Annotated in this window: 7 protein-coding genes; 3 read left to right on the top strand and 4 right to left on the bottom strand. The window is 29.2% G+C overall.

Annotation, left to right across the window (positions count from 1 at the left end):
- Nucleotides 1–4 precede the first annotated feature (4 nt).
- On the top strand, nucleotides 5–1,894 hold the full coding sequence (locus BLU40_RS00440) for a hypothetical protein (RefSeq protein WP_090118602.1): 1,890 nt from the start codon (nucleotides 5–7) through the stop codon (nucleotides 1,892–1,894).
- Between the two features lie 95 nt (nucleotides 1,895–1,989).
- On the opposite strand, the gene gdhA (BLU40_RS00435) is transcribed toward BLU40_RS00440, so the two are convergent.
- From gdhA (BLU40_RS00435) to gdhA (BLU40_RS00425), 3 genes are all read right to left on the bottom strand, one after another.
- A complete protein-coding gene (gene gdhA, locus BLU40_RS00435) occupies nucleotides 1,990–3,327 on the bottom strand; it encodes an NADP-specific glutamate dehydrogenase (RefSeq protein ID WP_090118600.1) in 1,338 nt (445 codons plus the stop codon).
- 128 nt (nucleotides 3,328–3,455) lie between these two features.
- Nucleotides 3,456–6,488 (bottom strand): PEP/pyruvate-binding domain-containing protein, encoded by a 3,033-nt coding sequence (locus BLU40_RS00430; protein WP_090118598.1) that lies wholly within the window; start codon nucleotides 6,486–6,488, stop codon nucleotides 3,456–3,458.
- 117 nt (nucleotides 6,489–6,605) lie between these two features.
- Nucleotides 6,606–7,949: an NADP-specific glutamate dehydrogenase gene (gene gdhA / locus BLU40_RS00425; RefSeq protein ID WP_090118596.1), complete on the bottom strand. Its 1,344-nt coding sequence runs from the start codon at nucleotides 7,947–7,949 to the stop codon at nucleotides 6,606–6,608.
- Nucleotides 7,950–8,209: 260 nt separating this feature from the next.
- Between gdhA (BLU40_RS00425) and pheS the strand changes: the two genes are divergently transcribed.
- Nucleotides 8,210–9,229: a phenylalanine--tRNA ligase subunit alpha gene (pheS, locus tag BLU40_RS00420; protein WP_090118594.1), complete on the top strand. Its 1,020-nt coding sequence runs from the start codon at nucleotides 8,210–8,212 to the stop codon at nucleotides 9,227–9,229.
- 46 nt (nucleotides 9,230–9,275) lie between these two features.
- Complete coding sequence (locus BLU40_RS00415; RefSeq protein ID WP_090118592.1) at nucleotides 9,276–9,677, top strand: hypothetical protein; 402 nt, start codon at nucleotides 9,276–9,278, stop codon at nucleotides 9,675–9,677.
- 7 nt (nucleotides 9,678–9,684) lie between these two features.
- Here the strand turns inward: BLU40_RS00415 and BLU40_RS00410 are convergent, their stop codons facing one another.
- Nucleotides 9,685–13,437 (bottom strand): PAS domain S-box protein, encoded by a 3,753-nt coding sequence (locus BLU40_RS00410; protein ID WP_090118590.1) that lies wholly within the window; start codon nucleotides 13,435–13,437, stop codon nucleotides 9,685–9,687.
- Nucleotides 13,438–13,494 lie beyond the last annotated feature (57 nt).

Raw genomic sequence — 13,494 nt, 5'->3', positions numbered from 1 at the left:
TCAAATGAGCAAAATACACACGCTCCTTTTAATATTTCTAATTTTTAAAGGAGTTATAGTTACAAGTCAAAATATGTACGACATTGTAATGCCAGGTTATGATAGAGACACAAAATGTCAAAAATTCAAACAAATTTTTAAAAACAAACCCAAAGAAGTACTTTTTTCCGTTAAGGCTGATTCTTCTAATGATTTGTATTTTCACATTACCGATAAAAAATGGTTTAATGAGCTGTTTAAAACTTCTGGTGATGGAATAGCCATAGATATTGTTTCAAAAGATAGATATAATTGTAATATAGATGAAATTACTAAATCTCAAATAAAAGGAGACTTACAAAAACCTGTATATGCCGCACAACTTAAAAGAGGTTTAAAACCTTCTGGGGCTAATCGTTTTAAAGTTAAAATAGGAAAACTTCCTGAAGCTTTAATTGGTAAAGATGTGGAGTATAACATTCTGTTTTTAAGCAATAGAAACTTGTGCATGTATTACACTATTTTTGATTTAGAAGCATACCGCTGGGACCTACTTAATATGGGTGTTTACCTCGACTCGCTTGATTATAAGTCTAAATTAAATACTACTAAAGAAAAAGAAGGATATACACTTAAATATAAAACTCTAAAATTTAATATTCCTTTTCAGAAAAACAAATCTAACTACTCACAAGATGATATTAAGCCTCTGTATGACTCTTTACGCTTAACAGATTTCAATATAAAAAAAATAAATATTAGAGCTTATTCATCTGTAGAAGGTAATTTAGAACGAAATATAGAATTACAAGAACAAAGAGCTAATAGTATTGTTTCAGCTCTTCAATCTTTTCAAAAACCAACAATAATTACTGAAGTTTTTTCTTCGGAAAACTGGGTGGAATTTTTAAGCGACGTAACTAAAACAAACTATTCTAACTTAGCTGACTTAACAAAAAAACAAATAAAAAATAAACTTGTAGGAAAAGCTAGCATCGATCTCGAACCATATCTTAAAAATCATAGAAAAGCTATTATTACTTTAGACTTAGAGAAAAAGGATAAATACAAAGAAAAATCACCGAATGAACTTTTAGATTTATTTAATAGTTCTATAGCAAACAACAAAATAAATGAAGCTTTAGAAATTCAAAATTCCATTTTTGAAAAATTAAAAGATGAATTAGCCCCAGCTTCATTTCTTGATAAAATGATTGTACCTAAACAGGTTAAATATATTACCATTTTAAATAAAAATGCTGCTTTTAAATATTTACTCGATAAAGCTTATTTGTTAATTAGTTTTAGTGAATTAAAAAAGCTTGAAAAATTAGATCCAAAAAATGGAAAAATAAAATACAATATTGCAGCTTTAAAATTTAGAATTTGGAAACACAAGGCGCAACCTGTAAATGAAAATACCTTCAAAAAAGAAATACTTGCATTACAGCAATACGGTATATCACTTCCACTAATTAATAGGATGCTAGTTAATTTTCACATTATAAAGAGTGAACTTTTCTTAAGATCTGGAGATTATGCTAATAAGGATAAATCTGTTAGTTATATACTTAAAAACTATTCAAAATTTCCTTTATCTGATTCTGATTACTTGAGTCTTACACAATATCTATCTTATTATTCTAACTACAAAAAAGCAATAGGTATATTAGAAAATAAGGTGAAAAGTTTAAATGTTGACGAAGATTTACTTTTCTATTATTTAAATCTAACATTAATTGACAAAGAATTAACTCAAACATCAAACTACAGAACAACCATGTTAAATGCTGTTAATATGAATAAAGAAAGGTTTTGTAAACTTTTTAACGCTGTCGGAAAAGGAGGCGTTACATTTCAATTATTAAGAGATGAATATTTAAGAAAAACCTATTGTGAAAATTGTGAACAATAAAACTCAAATCAATATCATTTAAACAAAAAAGCCTGCTTTTCAGCAGGCTTTTTTGTTTAAATAGATTCTTCACTATTGTTCAGAATGACATTTTTTTAGATAACTCCTAAATCTAACATTGTATCTGCTACTTTAATAAAACCTGCAATATTAGCTCCTTTAACATAGTCTATATAACCATCTTCTTGTGTGCCATATTTTTCACAAGCTACGTGAATAGAGCTCATAATTTGTAATAATTTAGCATCTACTTCTTCATTAGTCCAATTAAGTTTTGTTGCATTTTGAGACATTTCTAATCCAGAAACTGCTACACCACCAGCATTTGCAGCTTTACCTGGTGCAAATGGTAATTGATTTTTATGAAAACATTCAATAGCTTCAGGAGTACATCCCATATTTGAAACCTCAACAATACACTCAACACCATTTTTAACTAGCATTTCCGCATCTTCTCCATTCAATTCATTTTGAATTGCTGAAGGCATTGCAATATCACATTTAACTTCCCAAGGTTTTTTACCTGCAATAAATTTAGCTTCTGGAAATTCTTCTACATACGGCGAAACAATATCATTATTTGAAGCACGTAATTCTAATAAGTAATCAATTTTTTCTTCATCTAAACCATCTTCATCGTAAATATAACCATCAGGTCCAGAAATTGTAACAACTTTACCTCCAAGCTCTGTTACTTTTAAAGCAACACCCCAAGCAACGTTTCCAAAACCAGAAACTGTTACTACTTTTCCTTTGAAGGAATCATTTTTAGTTTTCAACATTTCATCAGCAAAATATGTTGCTCCAAATCCAGTTGCTTCTGGGCGAATTAAACTTCCTCCCCAGTTTAAACCTTTACCTGTTAAAACTCCAGTATTTTCCATTTGAAGTTTTTTATACATACCATACATAAAGCCTATTTCACGTCCTCCAGTACCAATATCACCAGCAGGCACATCGGTATTTGGACCAATCATACGCCAAAGCTCTAACATAAACGCTTGGCAAAAACGCATAATTTCTGCATCAGATTTTCCTTTAGGGTTAAAGTCTGAGCCTCCTTTACCACCTCCCATTGGAAGTGTTGTTAATGCATTTTTAAATATTTGTTCAAAACCTAAAAATTTTAAAATACTCACATTTACACTTGGGTGTAAACGTATACCTCCTTTATATGGGCCAATTGCATTATTAAATTGTACTCTATGTCCAATATTAACATTTACATTTCCTGAGTCGTCTAACCAAGAAACTCTAAACGTTAAAATTCTATCTGGCTCTACTAAACGTTCAATAATTTTAGCAGCTTCGTATTGTGGATTTTGATTGTATATATCTTCTATAGATTCTAATACTTCTTGTACCGCTTGCAAGTACTCTTTTTCACCTGGATGCTTAGCTTCCAAGCCATTCATTATATCATTTACATTCATAATATTTTGGTATATGGAGGTGTTTTATTTTAATTTTTATGCAAATTTATGCTTTTATTCTTTTGCTATATTATATTTTAATCATAAAAATATGGTAATAATTATCACATTATTAAATTCAGCTTATATTACATAAATCCATCTGGTGGTAATTCATCAACAGACTCTTCTAAAGTATCTTTATGATTGTTAATTTCTATACCTGCTTTATAAATAGCAGCTTTATTTGTTTTACCATCAACTAAAATAGTAAGTGGTTCTTTAAATTTTATATGTCTTAAATATTCGTTTTCAAAATCAGCTTTAAGATTGTTTAAATAGTCTAAGTCGAAAAAACCATCGTTTATAAATGGATTAATAGTTAAATAACCTACTCTAAATGATGTTAAGTTTTGAAAGAAATGTGTTCCTTGACTTGGATCTATTCTAAAATCGTGCAAACCAGCTTCAACAATTATTTTTGCTGAAGAAATTTGAGGCCAAATAACAGGAATACCCAACCAAGGATCGCTAGAACCCCAACGTCCTGGGCCTACTAGAATATATTTCTCCTCTTTTTCTTCAAACTTTTTATTAATTTCTTCAACAGCTTTTGCTATTTCTCGAGTATTTGCCGAGTTAAAAGTATCTGGTTTTACGTACACAAAATCTGTTATTTCTTCATATTTACCATTTCCTAGAGCCGATTCTGAATAAATTATAGTGTCTTCTTCATTTACTTCTTCAGGTAAAATACTTGCAGACTCAACAGTTTCTACAATTGGCCTAATTTGTAAAAAACTAAACTCTTTAGGACTTCCTTTTTCAACATCTAGTTTTACTGCAAACTCAATTTCAATTGGATTACGCATTTCTCGCTGTCCTACTCGCAATAAATCTTTTAAAATTTCAGCTAACGGAAAGGTGTTAAACTTTAAAATATTATCGAAGGTTAATACACGAATTCCATCGTGCATTGTACCTGGTCTAATAATGTTGTTTTGTAGATCGTAGGTTGAAGCTACATATTTTAATGAGCCATGATTTTTGGCTTTACGTAAACTTATTTTCTTTTTATTAATACCTTCATTTGTGGATGCCTGGTAACTGTTTGGATCCATATCCAGCCCATAAAAATATTTTTGAGTTTCGCGTTGCGCAGTTCCGGGCGATGATAATTGCAATATTTTTTTAGGGTGATAAGGTGAAAAACGTAACGTTCTACCTCCACCAACTATAATTTCACCTAAACCAAGTGCTATTTTTGCAATACCTTCATGTGGTTTTTCTTCTCCAATTGGATAAAAATTTATAGAACGTGCTACTCCAGATATATTTGGGTAATAAACATCATCATAAACTTTACCTACAACTTCTTGTAAAATAACTGCCATTTTATCTTCTTCAACAGTTCTAGAAGTTGCTTTTAAATACGATTTACTATTTTGAAAAAATGAGGATGCAAATACAGATTTTATAGCATTTGAAATCATTTCTACCATTTTATCTTTTTCTGTACTCGGTATCATATATGTTGCAAAAACTCCAGCAAACGGCTGATAATGTGAGTCTTCCAACACACTAGAAGAACGAACAGCAATTGGTGACGTACAAACTTGAAGAAAAACTGCAATATCCTTAAGCACCCAACTAGGTAAAGGTTTCGATACAAATTTTTCTAAAATTTCTTCATCATTTTTACAATTTGCTGCAAAGTGTATTAAATCGTGTCGTTCAATAAACTCATCAAAAACCTCTGTACTAACAACTACGGTTCTTGGAATTGATATTGTAACATCTTTAAATTTATTAAATAGCTTATTTCGCTTTAAAAAAGAATCTATAAATGCTAGTCCTCTTCCTTTTCCACCTAATGCACCTTCTCCAATTCTTGAGAATCCTAAATACTCATCGTAATTATCAAGATCAAACTTTGCAATTACACCTCTTGAACGGTATACTCTATATTTTTTTATAGATCTAATTAAAAAATCTCTAATTTGATCTGGATCATCAAAATCTTCAAACTCTACATTACTAAACAAATCAGCTAATGGAAATAAAGCTCTTGATCTTAACCATTTAGAATACTCACTACGTATAGCATGGTAAACCAAACAATCGTCTGTAACAGTGGCAAGTGCCTTTTGAAACTCTTTTAAATCTTTAACCTTTGCTAATACTTTTTCTTGTTCTGGATCCCAAAATTCGAAATTTCCAAAGGCAAAATATTTTGCTATATAATGTTTAATATCTACTCCTAAGGTATCGGAATATTTGTGTAAAAATTTTCCTTTTAGTTCTAATGTTCTAACTTCATTTTTTTTATCTGATGATTGTATTAAAAATGGAAAATACCTATCTATACTTCTAACATGACTTAATAAATAAAAACCTGCTTGCGTGTTTGCTACGCCATTTTTAAAATACTTTACATCTGAAATTACACCTAACAAATTTTTTCTATAAAACTCAAACGCTTCTATTCCGTCTTCATAATTTGTGGTAAGTAATATTTTAGGTCTACCACGCATTAATAACATTCGTCTGTGTTCGTTTAAACCTTCAGACATTAATGCTCGGGTTTGTTTTAAAATAACTTTATAAATCATTGGAATGTAACGCGAATAGAATCTCAAAGAATCTTCAACCAACAAAATAGCCTTTACTCCAATTTGATTTATATCTTTTTCTGCATTCATTCTATCTTCAGCTAATTTAATAATTGCCAAAAATATTTCTACGTTTCCGTTCCATTGAAATACAACATCAATTACGCTTTCTCTATCTTTTTTTAAACGTTTTTTTAGTTCAGAAGAATAATAACTTAGGGCAGCAATTGGCACATTTGGAAATGCATTTTTTATTTGTTTTGAAGTTTCAAAAGTTTGATAATTCCCAACATCTAACCACGTAATAACTAGATCTATTTTTACAGTTTCCATTAATTTAATGGCACGTTTGGCAGAATGTGCATGAACAAAACTTGGTGGATGACGTAAACTTAATGATGTATACTCGTTAAATAAACGTTCATCTATTCTTCCGTCTTCTTCCAACATATAAAAATCGTAATTAGAACACACAATTAAAACTTTGTGTATACGATTTTGCATTAATTGGTTAAACTCAAATTCTTCAAATTCGTATGTTCTTAAATCAGGAAGTTCTTTTTTATCCATATATTAAATTGGTACTTGTACCTGCAAGTTACTGTTTTAAAAGTTTTTTTAAAAGTAGCATAAAAAAGGTTGTCAACTAAAATTGACAACCTTTTAAAGTAATAATTAAGCTATTAATTAAACAACTCCTTGAGCTAGCATTGCATCGGCTACTTTTACAAAGCCTGCTATATTTGCTCCACGTACATAATCTATATAACCATCATCTTGTTTACCATATTTAATACAAGAATTGTGGATTTTAGACATGATTCTTTGTAATCTTTCATCTACCTCTTCACGTGTCCAAACAATACGTAATGAGTTTTGAGACATTTCTAAACCAGAAGTAGCAACCCCACCGGCATTAGAAGCTTTACCCGGCGCATATAATATTTTAGCTTCTTGGAAAGCTTCAATTGCTCCAGGTTCTGAAGGCATATTTGCTCCTTCACTTATTGCAATACATCCATTTTTTAATAATGTTTTAGCTTCTTCAGTACTTACTTCATTTTGTGTAGCACAAGGCATAGCAACATCACATTTAACACTCCAAGGTCTTTGGCTTTTAAAGAATTTTGCTGAAGGATATTTAGTTAAGTACTCGCTAATTCTGGCTCTTTTTTCATTTTTAAGTTCCATTACATATGCTAATTTTTCAGCATCAATACCATCTTCATCATATATAAATCCTGAAGAATCAGATAATGTAACAACTTTAGCTCCCATTTGGAACGCTTTTTCACAAGCATATTGAGCAACATTACCAGAACCTGAAACTGCTACTGTTTTACCTTTTAAAGTATCTCCTTTTGTTTCAAGCATACTTTGTGCAAAATATACAGTACCATAACCTGTTGCTTCTGGACGAATTAAACTTCCACCCCAAGACATTCCTTTACCAGTTAATACACCAGTAAACTCGTTACGTAATTTTTTATACATACCAAATAAATACCCAATTTCTCTACCACCAACACCTATATCTCCTGCAGGAATATCGGTATTTGGACCAATATGACGGAATAATTCACTCATAAAACTTTGACAAAAACGCATAATTTCACGATCTGATTTTCCTTTAGGGTCAAAATCTGCTCCACCTTTTCCACCACCCATTGGTAATGTTGTTAAAGCATTTTTAAACACTTGTTCAAAAGCTAAAAATTTTAAAATACTTAGGTTAACTGATGGATGAAAACGTAAACCACCTTTATAAGGTCCAATAGCCGAGTTCATTTCAATTCTAAAACCTCTATTCACAACTATTTCACCAGTATCATCTATCCAAGGAACACGAAACATTAAAACCCTCTCAGGCTCAACCATTCGCAATAAAATGTTTTTGCCATTGTAAATTTCTTTACTAGCAATATAAGGAATAACCGTTTCTGCAACTTCTTGAACAGCTTGTAAAAATTCTGGCTCATTTTGGTTACGTTGCTTAACCAAGTCCATAAAACCTTTTATTTTTGATTCCATAATTTATGATGTATTATTTTATATATATTTTAATTTACTAAACAAATATACTTTTTTTTTAAGCTTTCCTCAAAAAAACAAATAAATTTAACGAAATTTTTTACGAAAACTAAAACGTTTTCGTAAAATTAAAATTCTAAGCTAATTATTAACTATTATCAATACTCAATTCTTGTTTAAATATTAAATATTTTAAGCCTTCTGTTTTACATTAAAAACAAAATAAAAATGTGTAAATTTGCAGCCTAATTTTATTGAAAATGTTAGATAAGGTAAAAGAATTAATTGGGGAAGTTGAAGCTTTTAATGCTGCAACAAAAGAAGAAATTGAAGTTTTTAGAATTAAGTATTTAGGTAGCAAAGGTTTATTAAAAGATTTATTTGCTGAATTTAAAAATGTTGATGCTGAATTACGTAAAGATTTTGGACAAGCATTAAATAACTTAAAAAAATCTGCTGAAGAAAAAGTATCTTCATTAAACGAAATTATTGATAATTCTGTTGAAGAAAAAGGATTTTATGGAGATTTAACAAGACCATCTGAACCAATAGAATTAGGCTCTCGACACCCAATATCAGTTGTTAGAAATAAAATTATTGATGTGTTTTCTAGAATTGGATTTACTGTATCTGAAGGTCCAGAAATTGAAGATGATTGGCATAACTTTACAGCATTAAACTTGCCAGAATATCATCCAGCAAGAGATATGCAGGATACATTTTTTATTGAAACTGATCCAGATATTTTATTACGTACACACACTTCATCAGTACAAGTACGTTATATGGAAAATCATAAACCACCTATTAGAACAATTTCTCCGGGTAGAGTTTTTAGAAACGAAGATATTTCGGCACGTGCACACTGTATATTTCACCAAGTTGAAGGTTTATATATAGATACTGATGTTTCTTTTGCAGATTTAAAACAAGCTTTATTGTACTTCACTAAAGAAATGTTTGGGAAATCTAAAATACGTTTACGTCCTTCTTATTTTCCATTTACTGAGCCTAGTGCAGAAGTAGATATTTATTGGGGATTAGAAACTGAAACCGATTATAAAATTACAAAAGGTACTGGTTGGTTAGAAATCATGGGATGTGGAATGGTAGACCCTAATGTACTTAAAAATGCAAATATAGACCCTGATGTTTACAGTGGTTATGCATTTGGAATGGGTATTGAACGTATTGCAATGTTATTGTATCAAATACCAGATATTAGAATGTTTTACGAAAACGATGTTCGTTTTTTAGAGCAATTTAAATCTGTAATATAATTTACTAAATTCCGCTCTAGAGCGGAATTTTTTATTTCAATTAATTATGAAAAAAGACATAGATTTACCTGAAGTTTCAAATGTATTTATGGCCGTTGTTAAAGAATATAACGAAGAATTTAAATGCGACGATTGGAACGCCTACATTATTAATAATAAAGATGTAGATTTAGAAATGATGCTTATTGTTTCTAAAGGTTATGATGAAGATAAATTACTCGAAACAGCTGTTTTAAGACATAAAATTGAAAAACTACCTGCAAACTCGTTTGCTAAGGTAGAGTTAATGCAACCAGAGGTTTTAAAGCTTACCAATTTTTTTAACGTAACATTTTTTGAAGGTTCTAAAATGTACGACAAGAAGTATGTTTTTGAAAAAAACACTATTAAAAATGGAAATTTAAGAACCATTGCTCAACTAAATAAACGTGGAATTCTTGTAAAGTAAAAAGCAATTAGCTTATTTGCTTCATATTCATTTTTTCAATTAAATAACTTTCAATCATTCTTTTTAACGATTTTTCGTTAATAGGTTTTGTAATAAAATTATTACAACCTGCATTTAACGCTTTTTCTTTATCCTCGTTTGTTGAGTAAGCTGTTTGAGCAATTATAGGCACATCTAAATTAAACGCTCTAATTTGTTTTGTTGCTTCATAGCCATTTAATAACGGCATATTAATATCCATTAAAACAAAATCTACTTTATCGTTAGATTTACAAATATCTACTGCTTCTTTACCATTTTTAGCATGAAGAATTTCGAAATTAAATGCTATTTTTTCAGTTAATAAAATTTCAATAAACATAAAATTAACTTCTTCATCTTCAACTATTAAAACTGTATACTTGTCAGATTTTACTTGTTCACTTTTACTTAAACTACTAATAGGAGTTACCATATTTACGGGGTTGTAAGGGATTAATATTTTAAAAGTAGATCCAACTCCTTTTTGAGATGTTACGGAGATTTTACCACTTAATAATTCTGTATTTTCTTTTGCTATAGACAAGCCTAAACCTAGACCGCCACTACTTTGAGTTAATTTTTTCTCTTCTTGTGAAAAACGTTCAAAAATAGATTCTTGTTTTGTTTTACATATTCCAATTCCTGTATCTGTTACAAATAATTCTAGAGAATTATCCTTATAGGTATAGCCAAATTTTATATCTCCTTTATTTGTAAACTTTAACGCGTTTTCTAGTAGGTTACTAAGTACTTTATTTAGCTTAGACCTATCGGTAAAAATTGTACTTTCTTGGTCCGATAATCCATTTTTTAAATACAAAGGAATACCATTTTCTTTTGCTTTTAAATCAAAAATTGAGAAAAGCTCTAATAACATATCATTTAAACAAACAGGTTTTTCAATTACCTTTACTTGTTTGGTCTCTAGCCTAGAAATTTCAAGAATATCATCAATAATTCTTAATAATTGGTTTCCACTATTTTGAATAATATTAATAAAGTAATCTCTTTTTTCGTTTGATAAACCTGGGTTACTTAAAAAATTAGAAAAACCTAAAATACCATTCATAGGTGTTCTAATTTCGTGAGACATATTATGTAAAAACTCTGTTTTAAGTTTGTTACTTTCTTCTGCTTTTTTCTTCGCTTTTATAAGCTCTGTATTTTGTTCTATAATTTTTGATAAGGCTTTTTTACGAATAGTAATATCTCTATGCGAACCAAACATTCTAATTACTTGGCCTTTTTCATTTTTAATAACTTCAGCAGTGGATAAAATCCATATATAAGATCCGTTTTTATGTCTAAATCTATATTCTGAAACAAATTGACCTTTAGGGTTTTTAAAATAATCTACAATTTTTTGTTCTTGAGAAGCTACATCTTCTGGGTGTAAGTGGTTTTTCCAGGTTAAAAATTCATTTTTAAACTCTTCTGGTTTATAACCTATTTGTTTTTTATAATAGTCTGAGTAATGAATTTTTTGAGCTTCAACATCCCAATCCCAAATACCTAAGCCAGAAGCCGCAACTGCCAACCTATAACGGTCATCACTTTTTTCTGCCTTTAATTTTTGTTTAACCAACTGTTTTTCAGCTTCTTTTTGTGCAGTTATATCTATAACTGAAACTATTGCTTTACCATTAGAACCAAATTCCGATTTAATAATAGCATATATAACTTCACCATTATGTTTTACAAACTTAGTTTGGCTATTTCCAATTTTACTATTTGAAACTATACCTAAAAACTGCTGTTTTAAACTTTCTAATAAAGTTACTTTATTCTTTTCTCGTAATAACTTTCTTAACTCTATAATACTAGAAACACCGAATAGATTTAATGTATGTTTATTTACTTTAACTATATCTACTTTAGAAATACATACTTTTAAAAACTCTTCATTTTTATTTAAATACTGCTCTAAATTATGTGTTTCAATATTTTTTGAATTGATATATTTTTTAACCTCAAAATAATCAACCTCCCAAGTAGATACAGGGCTGTATTCGAATAAACTTCTAAATTTTTGTTCACTTTCTAAAAGTTGCACATTCTTTTCGGATAACTCTAAACTAAGTTTTTTTAGTTCTGCATTTTTAAGTTTTAACTTAACATAAGCCTTTTTAATTCCAGATATATCTGTTACAAATGCTAAAGAACCTACTCTAACATTTTCTTCATTATATATTGGTGATGTATTAAAAATACAAGGTGTTAATACTCCTGAAGGTTTTAAAAGTTCAACCTGATAACTTGTAGATAAATTCTTTTCGCGCTTTTCTAATTGCTTTGTAATTATTTTCGAATTATTACTATCAACAAAATCGAAAACAGAGTAACCTACTATTTCATCCATATTACGACCTAAAATAGCACACATTTTTGCATTTACATCTAATGTATTCCCTGCGGTATCAATAATCCAAAAACCTTCATTTGCTGTACTTAATATTTTGCGTAAAAAGTTTTCTTTGTTTTCTATAGTTTTATAAGCGTTTTTTAACCTGTTTTTTGAAATTTTTTGAGCCGTTATATCTTCCTTTATGGCTAAAAAATTGGTAATATTACCTTCTCTATCTTTTACTGGAGTTACAGTAGCTTGTTCCCAAAAAATATTTCCGTTTTTACCTTTATTTTGAAATTCTCCTTTCCAAGTTTCGCCTCTAGTAATAGTATTCCAAAAAACTTTATAAAACTCTTTAGATTGCTTTCCTGAATTTAAAAATCTAGGATTTTTACCTAAAACTTCCTCTCCAGAATACCCAGTTAACTCGGTAAATTTTGGGTTGGTATACTCAATATACCCTAAATTATCTGTTATAATAATAATATTTGCACTTTGCTCTACCGCTTTAGATAGTTTAACTTTTTCTATTTCTGCTTTTTTTCTACTAGTAACATCTCTAAATACACATACTTTTAAATTTTTATTCTTTCTTGTTACTATACCTTTAAATTGAATTTCTAATGAAATTATTGAACCATCTTTTTTCAAAGCTTCAACTTCAAACAAAAAGCTTTCCGGATTCTCTGCTATACCCTTAGTAATAAATTCATGTTTTTCTTTTGGAAAAAAAGTATCTAATACATTTAAATCTACAAGCTCCTCGTTTTTATAGCCAAACATTTTTTCAAATGTTTTATTAACACTTAAAACATCTTTACCATTATGAATTAAAATTCCTTCAAAAACTAAATTAGAAAGCTCTTTAAATACTGTTTCAGATTCTTCAAAATTATCCATATGGATTCTTTTTTCAAGAATTTTTTCGGTTTTTATTGCTATTATTTTTAAAATTGATTCAAGTTTACCAATGTTAATTAGCGGCTTACTACCCATTATAGTAATTAAACCTATAGGCTCTTTTTTAGAACTCCAAAGCGGAATACCAGCATAACTTTCCACATTCATTTCTACAAGTCCTTTATCTAAAGGAAAGCGCTCTTGAACATTATTAGGATAGGAACAAAACTTTTTATTAATTATATCATCACAAGGACTATCTTGTAATTTATACGTGATATTTGGTTGAAGTTTTCCTTTAAAAAAATTGATGATTGAAGTTACTTCTTGCGGAGATTCTTTAGAGTATTTATTAATAAAAACATACTCTACGTTCAATAAATTCGTTAAAAATTCACATACACCTTCTAAAAATTCTTGAGGGGAAGATTTGTATCCATTTTTATAGACAAAATCTAATGTTTTTTCTATTGAACATTCGACATTATTCATGATGTAGGGAAAAGGGTTAGTCTAAAAACTATATTTTATACAGTTTCAATCAAATAT

Source organism: Lutibacter oricola (assembly GCF_900106565.1).
Classification (GTDB): domain Bacteria; phylum Bacteroidota; class Bacteroidia; order Flavobacteriales; family Flavobacteriaceae; genus Lutibacter; species Lutibacter oricola.
This window is presented reverse-complemented; position numbering and strand designations above follow the sequence as displayed.

Coding starts and splice junctions, on each gene's coding strand:
- BLU40_RS00440 (WP_090118602.1), top strand. CDS start 5: ATGAGCAAAATACACACGCTCCTTTTAATATTTCTAATTTTTAAAGGA.
- gdhA (WP_090118600.1), bottom strand. CDS start 3,327: ATGAATGTAAATGATATAATGAATGGCTTGGAAGCTAAGCATCCAGGT.
- BLU40_RS00430 (WP_090118598.1), bottom strand. CDS start 6,488: ATGGATAAAAAAGAACTTCCTGATTTAAGAACATACGAATTTGAAGAA.
- gdhA (WP_090118596.1), bottom strand. CDS start 7,949: ATGGAATCAAAAATAAAAGGTTTTATGGACTTGGTTAAGCAACGTAAC.
- pheS (WP_090118594.1), top strand. CDS start 8,210: ATGTTAGATAAGGTAAAAGAATTAATTGGGGAAGTTGAAGCTTTTAAT.
- BLU40_RS00415 (WP_090118592.1), top strand. CDS start 9,276: ATGAAAAAAGACATAGATTTACCTGAAGTTTCAAATGTATTTATGGCC.
- BLU40_RS00410 (WP_090118590.1), bottom strand. CDS start 13,437: ATGAATAATGTCGAATGTTCAATAGAAAAAACATTAGATTTTGTCTAT.